This is a genomic window from Pseudomonas sp. WS 5010, assembly GCF_012985565.1.
Classification (GTDB): domain Bacteria; phylum Pseudomonadota; class Gammaproteobacteria; order Pseudomonadales; family Pseudomonadaceae; genus Aquipseudomonas.
In genome coordinates, this window is record NZ_JAAQWQ010000002.1 from 111,578 (window position 1) to 128,054 (window position 16,477).

11 protein-coding genes are annotated in these 16,477 nt (G+C 61.6%); 2 read left to right on the top strand and 9 right to left on the bottom strand.

Annotated features, from left to right (window positions below):
* Positions 1-29 precede the first annotated feature (29 nt).
* The gene (locus HBO11_RS05395; protein ID WP_222931747.1) at positions 30-998 is read left to right on the top strand and encodes a DUF2931 family protein; all 969 of its coding nucleotides are present in this window, start codon (positions 30-32) and stop codon (positions 996-998) included.
* A 44-nt stretch (positions 999-1,042) separates the two neighbouring features.
* On the opposite strand, the gene HBO11_RS05400 is transcribed toward HBO11_RS05395, so the two are convergent.
* The 5 genes from HBO11_RS05400 to HBO11_RS05420 form a co-directional block, all read right to left on the bottom strand.
* Positions 1,043-2,269, bottom strand: a complete 1,227-nt coding sequence (locus tag HBO11_RS05400) for an MFS transporter (RefSeq protein WP_169952948.1) — start codon at positions 2,267-2,269, stop codon at positions 1,043-1,045.
* Between the two features lie 230 nt (positions 2,270-2,499).
* Positions 2,500-3,423, bottom strand: a complete 924-nt coding sequence (locus HBO11_RS05405; RefSeq protein ID WP_169952950.1) for a LysR family transcriptional regulator — start codon at positions 3,421-3,423, stop codon at positions 2,500-2,502.
* Positions 3,424-3,465: 42 nt separating this feature from the next.
* Positions 3,466-4,353, bottom strand: a complete 888-nt coding sequence (yghX, locus tag HBO11_RS05410) for a YghX family hydrolase (protein WP_169952953.1) — start codon at positions 4,351-4,353, stop codon at positions 3,466-3,468.
* Positions 4,354-4,399: 46 nt separating this feature from the next.
* A complete protein-coding gene (locus tag HBO11_RS05415; RefSeq protein ID WP_169952955.1) occupies positions 4,400-4,894 on the bottom strand; it encodes a PaaI family thioesterase in 495 nt (164 codons plus the stop codon).
* A 52-nt stretch (positions 4,895-4,946) separates the two neighbouring features.
* Positions 4,947-5,837, bottom strand: a complete 891-nt coding sequence (locus tag HBO11_RS05420; protein WP_169952957.1) for a DMT family transporter — start codon at positions 5,835-5,837, stop codon at positions 4,947-4,949.
* A 91-nt stretch (positions 5,838-5,928) separates the two neighbouring features.
* Between HBO11_RS05420 and HBO11_RS05425 the strand changes: the two genes are divergently transcribed.
* Positions 5,929-7,251 carry a PLP-dependent aminotransferase family protein gene (locus HBO11_RS05425; RefSeq protein ID WP_169952959.1) on the top strand — a complete coding sequence of 441 codons (1,323 nt, stop codon included), beginning with the start codon at positions 5,929-5,931 and terminating at the stop codon, positions 7,249-7,251.
* Between the two features lie 19 nt (positions 7,252-7,270).
* Here the strand turns inward: HBO11_RS05425 and HBO11_RS05430 are convergent, their stop codons facing one another.
* The 4 genes from HBO11_RS05430 to HBO11_RS05445 form a co-directional block, all read right to left on the bottom strand.
* A complete protein-coding gene (locus tag HBO11_RS05430) occupies positions 7,271-12,265 on the bottom strand; it encodes a glycosyltransferase (RefSeq protein WP_169952961.1) in 4,995 nt (1,664 codons plus the stop codon).
* A gap of 140 nt (positions 12,266-12,405) precedes the next feature.
* Positions 12,406-14,817: a TonB-dependent siderophore receptor gene (locus HBO11_RS05435; RefSeq protein WP_169952963.1), complete on the bottom strand. Its 2,412-nt coding sequence runs from the start codon at positions 14,815-14,817 to the stop codon at positions 12,406-12,408.
* Between the two features lie 65 nt (positions 14,818-14,882).
* On the bottom strand, positions 14,883-15,821 hold the full coding sequence (locus HBO11_RS05440; RefSeq protein WP_169952965.1) for a FecR family protein: 939 nt from the start codon (positions 15,819-15,821) through the stop codon (positions 14,883-14,885).
* Positions 15,818-16,333, bottom strand: coding sequence for a sigma-70 family RNA polymerase sigma factor (locus HBO11_RS05445; protein WP_169952967.1), 516 nt, complete (start codon positions 16,331-16,333; stop codon positions 15,818-15,820). Before HBO11_RS05445 ends, HBO11_RS05440 begins: the two co-directional genes overlap by 4 nt.
* Between the last annotated feature and the right edge of the window lie 144 nt (positions 16,334-16,477).

Below are 16,477 nucleotides of genomic sequence, written 5' to 3' on the forward strand. Positions count from 1 at the left end.
TTTCGATGGCCGCGTGCAAGAGTAAAGACATGCCAGAAACCTACAGCTGGACGGGAACGGTATCTGCGCCACAGGAATACCCGATGGAGGTTTACCGTGGCGCCATAATCGCTGAGGGTTTTACCTACGGTTTTGATGCGATCTGGGGCACGCAGAACACCGGCTGGGGCAGCCAGGGCGGAACGATGACCACCGCGATCGAAAAAAAGGGCGTGCCCTATCAGCTGGAATTTACCTGGTACTCGCTGGTGGAGCGCACGTTCTATAGCGGTCACTGGGCCTTGGACAAAGACGCGATCAAGCGCCTCTTGGATGAGGGCTTTATCGATCAGGACACCCATAAAAAAGACACCTACAGCACCTTTGTCGTGGGCTTGGCGCCACAGGGCCGGGTGGTGCTGTGGCTGAGCGGAGCGGGGCATCAGAAGGAAGTCGGGGCCTTTCAGGCGCAGGCTACAACCATTACCAAGCAAAGCGCCTACAGCAATGCCCAGTACATGTTTAAAGACGGCTATGCAGAGCGCATGCTCAATGATCCTTCCTATAAGACCTTCAGCCCGCAAATCCGGCAAAAAATACTGACGCAAGGCTATCCTGCGCCAGAAATCTATGGCGTCTACCGGGAGAAATATAGCTGGAGACCGGTGGTTGTCCTGGAGAAGGGCGAGTGGCTCGATTTTGGCTTCAGTGCCTACAACGGCGAGCAGGAAAATTTATTCGCAAAGGATCTACAGGATAACCACTACGCCAAAAGGGCCATCCCAAAGTTCTGTGGCCTCTATTGGCGCAATGGAAACGGCCGGTATGGCGTGTGGATTGACGCCTTCGATGAAGAAGAAATCCTTGAGGCTTTCCAGAAACTGGGCAAGCAAAAAGATATCGACCTGGTGGTGAAGGTTGACGCGCAAAACACCAGGGTTTCCCTGGCATTGAGGTCGGGCGCGCAGGAGTTGCCCATCGGCAAAGCCAACGTCAGGCTGTCTCGCAGGATCGAGTAGGCTCCCCCGGCCGATGGGAGAGCCCCACTGCAATGCTCAGCCAGCTAGCAGGGCTGGGCCGCAAGGCTGTTGCTGACATTGCGCCCCAGCACCAACACCGTCACAAAACCCAAGCCCACCAGCACTGTGGCGAGGCTCAGCAGCACCGAGCTGCCCAGTTGGTCGACGATCCGCCCGCCAAAGAACGAGCCCAGGGCAATGATCACCTGGAACAACGCAACGAACAGCGGCATGCCGCGTTCGACATCCTTGGGCGCCACGACAAACATCCAGATACTGGCGCAGGCCGGAAAGGCACCAAAGGCGAAGCCCCAGAGCGCGATCAGCATGGCTGCGCCGGTCATGCCGGTGGCGAAATGGGGGAACAGCGCAGTGCTGGTGCCGATCATCAGCGCCACCAGCAACAGGGTGTGGCGTACGCTGCGGTTGGCAGCAAAACCGGCAAAGATATTGCCCATCACCCCGGCCACGCCAAACAACAGCAGCAACGAGCCAATCGTTGGTCCATCGAAGCCGGCACTGTGCTTGAAGAAGGGCGCAACGTAGGTGTACGCGGCAAAGTGCGCCAGGCCGATCAGCAACACCGCGATCAAGCCGACCCGCGCTTGGGGGTTGATAAACAAGGCGGGCAGGTCGCTGACGCGAATGGCCTTCTCCGGATTGAGTCGTGGCAGCAGGAAAATCTGCGCCAGGAGTACCGGTACGCCCATCAGTGCGGTGATCAGGAACGTCATGCGCCAGCCCATCAGGCCGCTCAGCCAGGTGCCTACCGGCACGCCCAGCACGGTGGCGAGGGTCACGCCGACCATGATGATCGAAGTGGCCTGGGCAACGCCCACACCCCTGGGCGCCAGGCGGCCGCTGAGGGCGATGGCGGTGGCCCAGAAACCACCGATGCTGATGCCCAGCAGCACACGGCCGAACAGCAGCAGGCCAAAATCACTGGCCAACGCCACCACCGAGTTGGCAATGATCATGATCAGCGTCAGGCCGATCAGCAGATAGCGACGGTCCATGGTGCCAATGCTGACCGACAGCAAGGGCGCGGCGAGGGCGGCCATGATGCCGGGCAGGGTCACCATCAAACCGGCGTGGCCGGCACTGATGCCCAGGTCACTGGCGACATCATTGAGCACGCCCACCGGCAGAAACTCACTGGTCACCAGGGCAAAGGCCCCCACGGCAACCGAGAGAATCGCCAGCCACTGCTGTTTGACGCTCTGTTGATTATGTTCGGGAAGGCTATGAGGGGCCTGGCTAGCGCTTGGCATGGGGCGAAGATCCGGGGGGAATGCAGCCTGAAGCCAGGCCGGGGAAGAATGTGGAGGCGATTATAGGAATCAGCGTTGCCAATTAAACAGGCCGCTCGGTTTGATAGTCATCATCACTGCAATCAATGCGACCCACGGTTTTGACATGTCCAGCCCCCGATTCGACTCGCCAGCGCCAGCGATCACCCGTCTCTGCGGTGCTAATGCCGTGGCACGCTCACGGGCAGCGACTAATCGGTGGTCGAAGGCACAGCAGTGGCGCTGAAGTCGAGCAGGGCGATAAAACTGTCCAGCAACGGTGATGGGTTGTCGGTGTTCCAGCTCAGGTACAGGCCGATGGCTGGGTTGGGGAAAGCGCTTACCGGGGCGATGCGACGAAACACGACCTTGTCGCGCAGGATCGAGTTGGCAATCGACTCCGGAACCAGGGCAACGCCGAAGCCACAGGCGACCAGGCCGATCAGCGTATGGAGCTGCACGGCCTCCTGTACCACCCGAGGGTAAAAGCCGGCGGCCTCGCACAGGGCGATAAGCTGGCTGTGATAACCGCTGCCCAGGGCTTGAGGGGTGAACACAAAGTCTTCGCCGGCGAAGTCCCGCAAGTCGATCTGGCCGTCGCCGGCCTTGGGGTGATCGGCCGGCAGGGCCATCACGATCTGCTCATCCAGCAACAGGCGCGACGCAATGTTTGGTGCGGCCATCGGCAATTTGCGTATGAAGGCAATATCCGCTTCCCCCGACGCAATGGCCTGGGCCTGGCTGGCAGAAGGCATCTGCTTGATGATCAATTGCACCTTTGGGAACGTCTCGCGGAACCGGCGCAGGCTATCGAGCAGTGGCTCGTAGTAGGTGATCGACACGGCAGTCACCGTGAGTTTACCGGCGATACCCTGCGCCACCTGGCGCGCGTTTTCGATGCCCAGCGCCAACGCCTTGAGGGTGCCATAGGCGGCGTCGAGGAATGCGCCACCGGCTGGGGTCAGTTTTACCCCGCGCTTGCTACGGGTAAACAGACTGAACCCCAGCTTGCCCTCCAGGCGATTGATGGCCTGGCTCAGAGGGGGCTGGGCCATGTGCAGGCGCATGGCGGCCCTGTGAAAGTGCAGTTCTTCAGCCACAGCGATGAACTGGCGTAGCAGGCGGGTTTCGATCATGTCTGCTGCTTCTTGATTTGAATTGATCAGGGGGCGGTGTGATTACACGAGGTACTTACGGAACCAGCCCAAGGTGCGTTCCCAGGCCAGGCTCGCCGCAGCCTCGTCGTAGCGTGGGGTCGAGTCGTTATGGAAGCCGTGGTTGGCGCCCTTGTAGATGTAGGCTTCATAGGTCGTGCCTGCGGCTTTCAAGGCGGTTTCATAAGCCGGCCAGCCTTCGTTGATCCGTGTGTCCAGTTCGCCAAAGTGCAACATGATCGGCGCCTTGATTTTCGGCACGTCCCTGGTGTCAGGTTGGCGCCCATAGAACGATACGGCCGCGCCCAGTTCCGGGTAGGCCACAGCCGCGGCGTTGGTCACGCCACCGCCGTAGCAGAAGCCCGTGATGCCGACTTTGCCGGTGCTGGCGTCGTGATGCATCAGCCATTCGATAGCGGCGAAGAAGTCATTCATCAGCTTGGTCGGGTCGACGGTCTGTTGCAGCGCCACGCCTTTTTCATCATTGCCGGGGTAGCCGCCCACCGAACTCAGGCCATCGGGCGCCAGGGCGATAAACCCGGCTTTGCCCAGGCGCCGGGCGACGTCTTCGATATAGGGGTTGAGCCCACGGTTTTCGTGGACCACCACCACCGCCGGCAGCTTGCCTGTGGCCTTCGCCGGGCGGACCAGGTAGCCGCGTACCGCGCCGTTGCCCTTGGGCGAGGGGTAGGTGATGTAGTCGGCAACGATGTCCGGGTCGGTGAATTTCACCTGCTCGGCCAGGGCGTAGTTGGGGCTCAGGGAAGCCAGCAGTGCCGAGGCGGTCAGGCCGCCAAAGGTGAACAGGGCCGCGCGGTCGAGAAACTCGCGACGGTTGATCTTGCCGTGGGCATAGCCGTCGTAGAGCTCCAGCAGCTCAGGGGCGAAGTCTTTAGCGGTCAGGCGCGTCATCGTCAGGTTCCTTTTTTCGGCACGTGGCGTTGAATGTAGACCATTCTCAGGCCTGGCGGCCATGGGCCGTATCGGCCAGGCGCCCGGTATCGACACGCACGAAGATCGAGTCGCCAATCGCCGTCAGCACGCCATCGGCGTACACCTCGCAGATCACGCGGCTCTTGCGCCCGACCTCACCCTCGACCTTCGCGCGCAAGGTCAGCGGCACGCCCATGGGGGTGGGCTTGATGAATTTGATGCCGAGGTTGCCGGTCACGCAGTCGATACGCGGCAACTCGCCAGGTGTGCGCTGTTCGGCACGGTAGTGATAGGCCATGGCGGTCCAGTTGGAGTGGCAGTCGACCAACATGGCGATCAGGCCGCCGTAGACCAGGTCGGGCCAGCCGCAGTATTGGGCGTCGGGCAGGTGCTCGGCGACGATATGCACACCGTCCGCATCCCAGCGGCTCTTGATATGCAGCCCGTGGGCGTTGCTGGGGCCACAGCCGTAGCAGACGCCGTCCGGCGCCGTGGTGTCTTGCAGGGAAGGGGTGTGCATCGTGCATCCTTATTGTTCTTGGGCCAATCCATGAGCCTAAAGGCCCACGCCCCTATCGCGCAAACTTCTTAGCCAAGGCCACGCAGGCAATCACCGCCACGGTCACGGCGAGCATGCCCAGGCTCACCGGTTCATGCAGCAGGCTGGCCGCCAGCGCCAGGCCGAAGAACGGCTGCAGCAACTGCAACTGCCCGACCGCCGCAATGCCGCCCTGGGCCAGCCCGCGATACCAGAACACAAATCCGATCAACATGCTGAACAGCGCCACGTAACCCAGGCTTATCCACGCCGCCAGGCTGATGCCGGTGAAGGAGGCGGGGGCCAGGAGCAAGGTCAGGGGCGCGACCACCGGCAGCGAAACCACCAGCGCCCAGCAGATCACCTGCCAGCCGCCGAGGGTGCGTGCCAGCTTGGCCCCTTCGGCATATCCCAGCCCGCACACCAGCACCGCCAATAGCATCAGCAGGTCGCCGGCGGGGGCGGCGTTCAGGCCCTGGGCCAGGGCATAGCCCACCACCAGCAGGCTGCCCAGGATCGAAAACAGCCAGAACACCGGGTGCGGTCGCTCGCCGCCGCGCAGCACACCGAACACCGCGGTGGCCAGGGGCAGCAGGCCGATAAACACGATGGAGTGGGCCGAGGTCACATACTGCAAGGCCAAGGCGGTGAGCAACGGGAAGCCAATCACCACCCCCAGGGCGACAATCAGCAACGGCCCCCACTGGTTGCGCGCGGGGCGACGTTCCCGCAACAGCCACAACAGGCACAGGCCCAGCACCGCGGCAATGCTCGCCCTGGCCACGGTCAGGAACACCGGTTCGAATTCCAGCACCGCCAAGCGGGTGGCGGGCAGCGAGCCGCTGAAAATCAGCACGCCGATCAAGCCATTGATCCAGCCGCTGCGGCTATGTTCGGGGGGGATGGTCCGGGACGTTTGTTCCATGCAGGGGGCGCTCGACAGGGGAGGGTTGCGTTTCGGGCATCCTAGGGCTGAAGATTGCGACAATCAAAAAATTGTCATGGATACATCGCCCATGCCCCGTGCCCGCTACAAGTCCCTGGTGGATGCTTTTGCCAGGGATATCCGTGCTGGAACCCTGGTGCCCGGCACCCGCCTGCCGACCCACCGCCAATTGGCGACCACCCATGGCCTGGCCCTGGTCACGGCCAGCCGGGTGTACAGCGAACTGGAGGCCATGGGCCTGGTCAGCGGCGAGACCGGGCGTGGCACTTTTGTGCGGGAAATTGCCCTGGCGCCCGGCCAAGGCAGTGGGCAAATGGCGGTGGCGGCGGGCATGCTCGATCTGAATTTCAACTACCCGTCCTTGCCCGGCCAGGCCGACCTGCTGCGCACGGCCTTGCGCCAATTGGCGTTGTCTGGCGACCTGGAAGCGCTGCTGCGTTACCAGCCCCATGCCGGGCGCGTCCATGAGCGGGCGGTGATGGCGCGGCATCTGCTGCACCGTGGCCTGAGTGTCGCGGCCGAGCAGGTGCTGGTGGTCAGCGGGGCCCAGCATGGCCTGGCGGTGAGCATGATGGCGTTGCTCAAGCCCGGCGATGTGGTGGCGGTGGATGCCTTGACCTATTCCGGTTTCAAGGTGCTGGCCGAGACCTTGCACCTGGAGCTCGTTGCGATCCCGGTCACGCCGCGCGGGCCGGACCTGGCGGTGCTGCAACAGCTGTGTCGCCGACGCCCGGTGCGCGCGCTGTACTGCATGCCGACCTTGCACAACCCCCTGGGCTGGGTGCTGGGGCTCGACCAGCGTGAGGCACTGGTGCGCATCGCCCGCGAACACGAGCTGATCCTGATCGAAGACGCCGCCTATGCCTTCCTCGTCGAGCACGCGCCACCGCCCTTGGCGCACCTGGCGCCGGAGCGCACGGTGTACGTGGGTGGGCTGTCCAAGAGTGTCGCCACCGGCCTGCGGGTGGGGTTCGTCGTGGCGCCACTGGCGTGGGTTGCGGCGCTGGAAAGGACGGTCATGGCCACGGTGTGGAATGCGCCGGGGGTAATGACGGCCATCGCCACCGGCTGGATCGAGGACGGCACGGTACTCCAACTGGAGGTACAAAAACGCCAGGACGCCCAGGCCCGGCAGGCGCTGGCGGCTGAGGTGCTGGCGGGGGTGGAGTACATCAGCCATCCCTCGTCGTATTTTTTATGGCTGCCGTTGGGGGAGGATGCCCGGGCGGATCAGGTCACCATGGCGTTGGCGCAGGAGGGTGTTTCGGTGTCCACTGCCGAGCCGTTTGCGGTGTCAGGGCATGTGCCCCATGCAATCAGGCTGGCGTTGGGCTCGGTGGACAAGAGCGCGTTGCGCGCGGCGTTGCTCAAGGTACGGCGGGTGGTTGAGTAACCACCCGCCGCACGCGGTCTCAGCCGTCGATCCAGGAGTGTTCGGCGCCTACTTTGACCTTGAACTGATGGAACAGCGGGTAGTAGTGCTCCTTCATTTGCTTGATCCGCAGGCCCAACAGCTCGGAAGGGACAATGCCCTTGCTCGTGTAAAACTGGCGCAGGCGCGCTTCAATGTTGACCACCGGCCCGGATGAGACGACTTTGTTATCGACAACTTTTGATTCTTTGGCAATGCCATCGAAACCCAGGTCGTACATGTCCGGTCTTTTCGATTTAAGTACGTCGTTAAACAAATTGGGGCCCACCGTCTGAAAGATTTTGCGCTCATAGGCGTTGAACTCAGGGGTGTATTGCACCTGCCCATTTGACCCTCGGGTAACGGTGGGGCGATTGGCTGCGAAGTAGGGCTTGTTGGCGGAAAACCGCTGGTTCATTTCGGCGATCATATCGGTAATGACAGGGTTGCCAGGCTGCGTTGCAAAGTTACTGGTGTTGTAGAACGGGTGGTAGTCAGTGAGGCTATGGGCCACAGGTTTATTCAGGAGGACATCATTGGCGCCCGCTTTTAGTAGCGTATTGCCGATGTCAGCTTGAATGACATCATCGGTATCGAGATAAATGCCACCGTATTTATTCATGATGGGATAGCGTGCAACATCCGACGCGGCGGCCAGGTTTTTCCCCTGGCCTTGGCGAAAGTAGTTATACAGTTCGCCGTTTTTCAGCTGTTTGAAAACCTCGTCTTCATTGAGGTTCATCACCGTCAGGCCAGGGGCCTTGCTTTGCAGTTTGCTTTTTATCTGTTGAAAAACCGCTGGGTTATCGGCATCCACATGCAGCACAGATTTATACCCCCACGCTTTGCTTGCATTGTTGGCCATGTTGTCGACCAGGTTGGCGGGGATGTCCTGGCCAGCCCAGAAATAATGCAGTTCTTTGGGTAAAGGCTGAACATCTTTGGGGACATTTATCGTGATCGGCGCGGGGGCCTCAACAAAATGGTAGTTGTGTGCGTCGATCCGCTTGGCTTTTTTAAGCTCATCGATGGTTCCCCGCTGCCATTTGCCTTTGCCGGTTCTCCAGTAGTAGAGATGGTTTGGCCGTTCAGCGCCGCTCAATAGGCGGGTGGCTTTCCATGTACCGATGGAGCTATTGAAGCTGACACTCTGGTCTTCGCCCATGTAGTTGATGGCATAGGGCGACGCTGGGTTGCCCGTTGCCTTGATATCGTCCATTGGCACTACATACGTACTGTCGCCAAGTTTCCAGGGTGTTGGCGCGCTGCCGGCCCCTCCCAGCAACTGGTTGGCCCTGGATGTGGGGGCCCACCCAGCCATGCCCAGATCCTGCACGGGGATATCCGCGCCCGCGCCGCCGGGGTGGACGATGACCCGCTGTCCCTCTTTCAAACGCGACTCATAAAACGCACCATCGACCCTGACGTATTCCTTATGGCTCTGGCCCGTGTAGACATTGCCTTGCAGCCCTTTAGTCCTGAGCTCATCCGCCGCGATATGTTTGATTTCGTAGCCCAATAGGTCGGTATTGAGCGATTTCACCTCACCATTGGCGGCCACCCGGCTGGGTTTGAAATCATTCAGTGGGGGGCCAAAGGCTCTTTTCTTGAGCACGTCGTATTGATGCCAGTTGCCCTGGAACAGTACGACGTTCCCCTCGACTGTCTCTTGCCCAACCCGGAACGTACCGGTTGCTGCCAGACCGTGCTGCTGGCTGGCGGTCTTTGCCACCTCGGCGCCGATGGCCGGCAAGCTGTTGGGGTCGTTTAACCTGGGCGTATCAACGACGAAATGGTCCAGTGATTTGCCGTACGCCTGTTGCGTGCGAGGGTCAAAGGCATACCACTTTTGGCTCGCCTCATCGAACTTGGCCAGGGCCTTGTTTTCAAGTGCGCCGCTGGCTGCTTTGTAGGTGCCTTCGGCAATGTCAGGTTTTTTTGCCAGTTCCAGCAGGTTCACACTGCGGTAGCTGCCGCGCAAGGATTTGACGCCCTTGTGGGCGGTACGCCCCAGGCTTACGACAGAGCGCGCCAAGTCATCGATACCCCCTACTGGATTGAGCGCACCAACCGCCGCGCGCCCAATGATCTGCCCGGTACGCCCCAGTTTCGACAGGGCCGATGCCCCGGTGGCAAGGGCTTTTGCGCCTTTGGCTGCCGGCCCCAGGCCGATTGCAAAACCGAAGATATCAAACGCCAGATCGACAATGCCGCTGCCGATGTTGCCCTCGATAAAGTTCTTGATGGCCGACCTGAAGGGAATGAGATTGAGCGCAATCTCTTCAAGGATCTTATAGGTCGGTACTTCCGTATCAAAGGTGGTGGCGCCCTTGGCATAGCGTTCTACAGCAGGCAGTTCCATGTCCTTGATCAAGGCATCAGCAATGTAGCGGGTCCTGGCACTGCTGAAGCTATTGGGGGCGTCTTCTACACCTGGGGTTTCCTGGGTTATGCCCGCTGCGTACTGACCCGAGGGTGTTATTGCATCGAATCTTTTACCGCCAGAGGAATGCATGAAACTGCTCTGGGGAGCGTACTCCTTGTAACTCTGGTCTGGCCGCCGGGTCACCGTGCCCTTCAAGCGATCAATGGCATAGGTCATGACGCTACCGTTGCGTTCGGTCTTGACCAGGACAACACCCGGTTCAACCTGAATGGGCTGATCGTCCCGTGTGTAGCGCATCTCCTTGCTGATGGTTATTTTTCCGAATTCCAGGTTCTGCCTGTCGGTGAGCGGCAGTTTGGAAATCAGTAGCTTGATCTGGGTAGCCGTGGTTTTTTTGACGTCGTTGGCGTAGTCGGCAAATGTCCTTTTGAACACTTCCAAGGGGCGCGCCAGGTTTTTGAGCTTGGGCATGACCTCGTTGAGGTTGATCGCAGTCGATGAGCAAACCCACGCCGCAGGTTTGCCATCAGGCTCAATGTTGATGGTGCCATACGTCTGGTCCCTTACAAAGGCACGGCCGGTCTCTCCCCAGTTGTCCGCCGAGTCGGGTGCCCCGTTGAGCCCGCGACCGTCGATATACAGGTCCAGGATCGAGTAGGGGCCGGGGAAAAACCTGCTGGCGGGCTGCGAGGTAATGCATTTTTTGTCGAAGAGTGCCGGGTCCATCTCCGGCAGCGCATGCTTGAGCTGTTCCAGGGCAATGGCTTTGGTGGTGGGCATGGGCGGCAGTTGGGTTTCGGAGGCCTCCTTGAGTTCGCGCACTTGCGCGCTGAATGCCTCGCGCACGGCAGTTATTGCGGCGGGCGTCACGGGGTAACCCATGCCGCTGGCTGCCCCCCAGTCTTTGATCGCCTCGCTCTGGGCCCTGTATTCCACCTGCCGTTCTTCTTCCGTGATGGGCGCTGTACCCGCGTCGAGCATGATCTGCGCATAGCTCATCGTCGCCGTTGCCCCGGGGGCTTTTGCTTCAATGCGCGCGGTTGCCGTGGCCAGGCTGACCCAACTGTGGGTTCCCACCACTACCTGCTCCGGAATGTCCTTGACCAGGAACGCCGGCGCCCGGCTGGCCAGTAGCAGATGGGCTTGAAGCGTGGCTTGCGCGGGCGAGGCTGCACGCCCCTGGGCCAGCAGGTGCGCGGCCAATTCCTCGCAGACCGTGGCGGCCGACTTACCGACGTTGCCGGGCGAAACCAGCCGGTAGCCCGCGATCTCGCCGGGTACTTGGCCGGTGGGTGCGCTGGTGCTCTCCACGTTCAAGGCCGCCAGCAGCCAATCAGCGGCACTGCCTTTGACGGCGCGAGCCGCGAAGGTGGCTTGGATGGCACTGCCCAGTGCCTGGCCTCGGGCAGAATTGATCAAGGTATCAATCAACAGGCGTGGATTACTCTGCTCTTGAGGCGAGACTTGCCTGCCTTGCAGCAGATAATCCAGCACACGGTGAAAGGGCCGCAGGGTCAGATCGCCGAACTGGCCTGCGCGTATATCCGACTGCAATTGTTCCTGGCTGTCCTGGTCAAGCGATACGGGCCAGGCCAGCGCGCCACCCAGGTTGCCATTGCTCGCAGCCTTGGGGGGGGGCGTGGCTAGGGCGCTGGCAAGGTTGACCAGTTGTGCGTGATCGGTCGGGATATCCCAGCCATGGTCTTGGATAAACTGCAGCAGGCTGACCCTATTGGGTTGGCCGCTGGTGCTGGGTTGGTAAGTGCTGTCGGCCGGCAGGTCGATCATCGTTTTGGTCAGCGCATTCTGGATTTGCCCCACATATTCGCTGCCGGATTCGACGCCAGACGCCAGGTGACGAAGCTCGGCGATGGCTTGATGGCGGCTACCAATATCCCCCAAGTGCGCTTTTTGCACGTACAGAGCGCTGTCGCTGCGCGCCTTGATCAAATCGGCGCTGGTGGTGGGATCGAGCTTGGTAAAGCCTTGCTGTTGATCGATTTGTTCAGCACGCAGGCGCATCGACGGGCCCGTCAGGTCCAGCCGCTCATTGTAAAAGTGCCCGACCAGCCAATAGGGAACCGGGTCATGGATATCGCTTGCGGGGGGCGAGAACGTCGTGTCAGTGTGGCCCGCCGCAATGACTTTGCCGGCCTGCAGGATGGGCCCACTGATGGCTGCCCAGCGTGCGTCGTCGAGCCCGACTGTGTGGCGCTTCTGTTCGGGGTCAAGGTAGTGCTGGCGCTTGAAAGAGAGCGTTCCTGACTCCGGGTGGAGGGTGATCGAGCGGGTGTTGATGCCTTTTTCTTCAAGCCACTGACGGACGTCGGGCGACTTGAAGGCATTTTGCAGTTGTGCCCACCACTGGCCGAATGTGGAGTCGGGAGCAATCGTGTTGATCGTCACATTCTTTTGGCGATTGGCGACCTCCAGTAATGCCGAGCTATACGCCGTCGCCAATGCGCGATCACCCACGGTGCGAGGATGTTCTGCTGATTCAGATGGGGTGGGAGTTTCACGCTTGTGCCGCGAGGGCAACGGCGTGACAGGCAGATTGAGTAGCTGGCGTGGGGGGCGCTGCGCAGGGCTGGGCTGGGAAATACTGCTCATAAGGATTGCTGCCTCAAAGTTCGGGAATGGGCCTGGGTGTCAACCGCTACCGGGCGTTAGCCTTGTGTAGCGGTTTGCCCCAGGTTGATTCCCTTGTTTTGGCAGCCGATGACTTTCCTTATGTTTCAACTATGTTCTGATCAGAAATCCCAGCGGGTCGTCAGCATCACGTTGCGCGGATCGCCGTAATAGGCGGTGTTGTAGAAGCCGATATTGGTGTAGTACTTCTTGTCGAACGCGTTGTTCAGGTTCAGCGTCGCCGACAGGTTTTCGGTGACCTGGTAACGCGCCATCACATCCACCAGCCAGTAGGCTTGCTGGGCAAACTCCTCGTTCTTGGCCTTGTAGCGGTTGTACAGTTCCTGCCAGCTTCGGTTCTGCCAGCGCGCGCCGCCGCCCACGGTCAAGCGGTCCAGTGGGCCCTTGAGTTTGTAGGTGGTGTAGAAGCTGAGTTGGTCCTCGGGCTCCCAGGTCGAGACCTTCTGCCCACTTTGGTCACGGATGATCTTGTGGGTGTAGCCAGCCTGGGCCTGCCAGCCGGGCAGCAGTTCACCGGACATTTCGGCCTCCAAGCCCTTGGTCTTGGCTTCGATGCCCTTGGTGGCATAGCCCAATGACGGGTTGGTCGGCGCGGCGTTGTATTCGGCGTCGGCTTCTGCGCGGTTGCTCTGGTGCACTTCAAAGTAGGCCAGGCTGGTGTTGAGCCGGCCGCCGAAGAATTCACCCTTGATGCCGCCTTCGTAGTTCTTGCCTTCGGAGGGTTCCAGCAGCTTGTTGTTGCGGTCGCGGTTGTAGCTTTCCGGCATGAAGATGTCGGTGTAGCTGGCGTAGGCGGTGAAGTTTTCGTTCAGGTCGTAAGTCACGCCGGCGTAGGGCACCAGGCGCCCGGTTTCGGTGGAGTCGTCGGTGCCGCGCAGCTTGTAGTTGGCGACGCGGGCGCCGAGGAACAGGTTCAGCGGGTCGGCCAGATTGAAGCGCGAGGTCATGTAGCCAGCGCTTTGGCGGGTGGTCAGGTCGTTGACGTAGGTGGGGGCGCCCCAGTCGGGTTCGGCAAAGTTGCCATCGAAGTTCCAGAAGTCCACCACATTGCCGTTGGCGTGTTTGGGGCTGCCGTAGTCCTTGCCTTTCCAGTGGGAGTTGGAGGCCGAACCACCCACTACCAGTTCATGCTCGCGCCCCAGCAGGCTGAAGGGGCCGCTGAGGTACACATCGGCGGCATTGGCACGGGTCTGGCCGGTGAATTTATTGGCGTAGACCGTGGACAGGCCGGTGTCGGGATTCGGCGCGCTCTGTATCGAGCCCAGGGGCGCGTGGTAGCCGCTGAGTTGGTGGGTCACTTGCGCCTTGGCTACCCAGCCATTGGCGAAGCTGCGCTCCAGGGTGGCGAAGGCGCCCCGGTTGTATTGCTCCCAGCGGCTCCACTTGGCGCCGTTGTTGTAGGAGCGCTTGACGTCGATGCGGTCGCCCTTGGTGTTGAACAGCGGGCGGCTGCCGGACCAGCCCGAGCCCATGGGGTCGTTGTCCTGATAGTCAAAACCCACGGTCAGCAAGGTGTCGTCGTCAAGATCCGCTTCCAGTGAGCCGAAGTAGACGCTGGTCTTGCGCTGGTAGCGCTCCATGAACGAATGCTTGTCCTGATAGGCCGCCACGGCGCGCCCGCGGATATTGCCGCTGTCGGTCAGCGGCCCGCTGACATCGACCTGGGAGCGGTAGTTGTCCCAGCTGCCGGCACCCAGTTCGATGCTGGCCTTGAAGTCACGGGTGGGCTTTTTACGGATCAGGTTCAAGGTCGCCCCCGGCGCGCCTGCACCGGTCAGCAGGCCGGTGGCACCTTTCAGGATCTCCACTCGGTCGTAGATCGCCATGTCGGTCAGGGTCTGGCCGGACGAGTAGGCCGAGTTGCGCAGGGTGGGGATGCCGTCGTACTGGAAGTTTTCGATGGAAAACCCACGGGCGAAGTAGTTGGTGCGCTCGCTGTCGTAGGTCGACACGGTGATGCCGGGGGTGTGGCGCATCACATCGTCAATGGCGTTGAGGCCGAAGTCGTCCATGTGTTGGCGGGTGATCACGGTGATCGACTGCGGGGTCTCCCTGGGCGTCAAGACCAGGCGTGTGGCGGTGGCAATGGTGCCCGGAGTGTAGGAGCCGGTGCCCTCGGTGACGGTGCCCAACTGGTTGGAGGTGACCTGGGTGGCAGCCAGTGCCAGGGTGCCGCTGGCCTCGGTCAAGGCCTGCAACTGGTAGCCATCGGCGCTGGCTTGCGCCGCAAAGCCGGTGCCTTCCAACACCTTGGCAAAGCCATCCACTACGTTGTAACTGCCGCGCACGCCTGCACTGCTCAGGCCGGCCACTTGTTGCGACTGGAAGGCTATCGGCGTGCCTGCGGCCTGGGCATAGCGGCTGAGCACTTCGCCGAGGGGGCCTGGGGCGATATCGAAGGCCTGGACCTGTTGCTGCGCGTAGGCAATGGCCGGTAATGCCAGCGGCAGGCAGCCAAACAGCAGGCGGCTGGCCAGCAGCAGGCTGCCACGGGAGGATGGGTTGGAAGACATGTAATCGGTGCTCCTTTGGATGTTGGCCAAGGAAAGGACGCGGCAAAACCGAAAACACGCAGACTTTATTGAGAATTATTCGCGCTGTTTTTCAAGGACACACGGGTGACCCACGGTGTGTAGTTGCTGACTTCGATCGGCAGCGTGCGCTGGAGCAGGCGCAAGGCCCGCGCCGGGTCGTCGACCGGCAGCATGACCGTGACCCGCAAGCCTTGCAGGGCCTGGCGATCGAACAGCAACAGGCCGCTGCGATGCCGTCCCAGGCGCTCCAGCACATCCGCCAGGGGCTCGTCGTTGGCCAGCAATTGGTGGGTGTTCCAGGCGGCCTCGTGGGCGCGGGCATCGAATTTTTCCACCGGCCCTGGGCCGCTTGCCTCCAGGCGCACCTGCTGGCCGGGGTTGAGGGTCAATTGTTGGGTGCCGCTGTCGATGCGAGTGGACGATTCGAGCATCCTGACCACCGTCGCATCGCCGCTGCGCTCGACGATAAAACGCGTGCCCAGGGCGCGAATGCTGCCTTGCGGGGTGTCGACATAGAACGGGCGCTGGGCATCCTTGGCCACGTCCACCAGCAACTCACCGCGCAGCAGGCGTATGCGCCGTTGGTGGGCGTCGAAGTGCAGGTCCACCGCCGAACCACCATCCAGTTGCAGGGCACTGCCATCGGCCAGGCGTTGTTGCTGCCACTGGCCGCTGGCGCTGCTGAGGTCGGCGAACAGGTAGCCGCGCTGGCTGTACTGATAGGCCGGCAGGGCAAACAGGCCGATTAACAGGGTGAGGGCCAGGCCCTTGATCGCCTTCGGCTGTTGGCGCGCCCGGCGCAACGCGGATCGGGCCGGCGCCTGCTTGAGCGGCGACAGGTGGCCCTGCAAGCGCGCAACCGCCAATGGATGTTGCGGGTCGGCGGCCAGCCAGGCGTGGAAAGCCTGTTGGCTGGCGGCATCGGGCTGATGGTCGAGGCGCACCAGCCACTCGGCAGCCTGGCGCAGGATGGCCGGGGTCATGCCTGGGCGCACGCGTCGCAGGCCAGCAGGGCTTCCACCAGGTCCTGTTGCACGGTGCGCACCGAAACCCCGAGGCGCTCGGCGATCTGGGCCTGATCCAGGCCATCGAGGTGGCGCAGGATAAAGGTCTCGCGGATCCGTGGCTTCATCCGCGCCAGGGCCCGGTCAATCGCTTCGAGCACCTGTACCGCCTGCAGGATCTGCTCGGGCGAGGGCGCTTGCTCAAGGTACTGGGCGCAGCGTTCCAGTTCTTCCTGATAGGCCCGCTCCAGGCGGCGTCGGCGATTGCTGTCCATCAACAGGCGGCGGGCCACCGTGGCGAGATAGGCCTGGGGCTCGCGGGGCGCCACGTAGGGGCTGGCCGACAGCAGGCGGATGAACGTGTCATGTGCCACGTCTGCCGCGTGCTGGGAGCAATTCACGCGCCGGCGCAGCCAGCTCAGCAACCAGCCGTGGTAGCCGCGGTACAGGGCTTCAAGCGTCGCGGCTTCGGCGGGCTGGGCTGGTTTCATGCGAAAAATTCGTAAGTGGGAATTAATCTTATTCTAGTTGTTTCTGACTGGCGGCTGCAATGGGCGAGGGGGCCTCGGTCTCAGAACCGGCCCGTTCAACGTCTTTTATAGAAGGACTCGAGAAAAGACGGCCTTACCTCGTCG

Coding starts and splice junctions, on each gene's coding strand:
- HBO11_RS05415 (WP_169952955.1), bottom strand. CDS start 4,894: ATGCACACCCCTTCCCTGCAAGACACCACGGCGCCGGACGGCGTCTGC.
- HBO11_RS05395 (WP_222931747.1), top strand. CDS start 30: ATGCCAGAAACCTACAGCTGGACGGGAACGGTATCTGCGCCACAGGAA.
- HBO11_RS05435 (WP_169952963.1), bottom strand. CDS start 14,817: ATGTCTTCCAACCCATCCTCCCGTGGCAGCCTGCTGCTGGCCAGCCGC.
- HBO11_RS05440 (WP_169952965.1), bottom strand. CDS start 15,821: ATGACCCCGGCCATCCTGCGCCAGGCTGCCGAGTGGCTGGTGCGCCTC.
- HBO11_RS05405 (WP_169952950.1), bottom strand. CDS start 3,423: ATGATCGAAACCCGCCTGCTACGCCAGTTCATCGCTGTGGCTGAAGAA.
- HBO11_RS05430 (WP_169952961.1), bottom strand. CDS start 12,265: ATGAGCAGTATTTCCCAGCCCAGCCCTGCGCAGCGCCCCCCACGCCAG.
- HBO11_RS05425 (WP_169952959.1), top strand. CDS start 5,929: ATGCCCCGTGCCCGCTACAAGTCCCTGGTGGATGCTTTTGCCAGGGAT.
- yghX (WP_169952953.1), bottom strand. CDS start 4,353: ATGACGCGCCTGACCGCTAAAGACTTCGCCCCTGAGCTGCTGGAGCTC.
- HBO11_RS05400 (WP_169952948.1), bottom strand. CDS start 2,269: ATGCCAAGCGCTAGCCAGGCCCCTCATAGCCTTCCCGAACATAATCAA.
- HBO11_RS05420 (WP_169952957.1), bottom strand. CDS start 5,837: ATGGAACAAACGTCCCGGACCATCCCCCCCGAACATAGCCGCAGCGGC.
- HBO11_RS05445 (WP_169952967.1), bottom strand. CDS start 16,333: ATGAAACCAGCCCAGCCCGCCGAAGCCGCGACGCTTGAAGCCCTGTAC.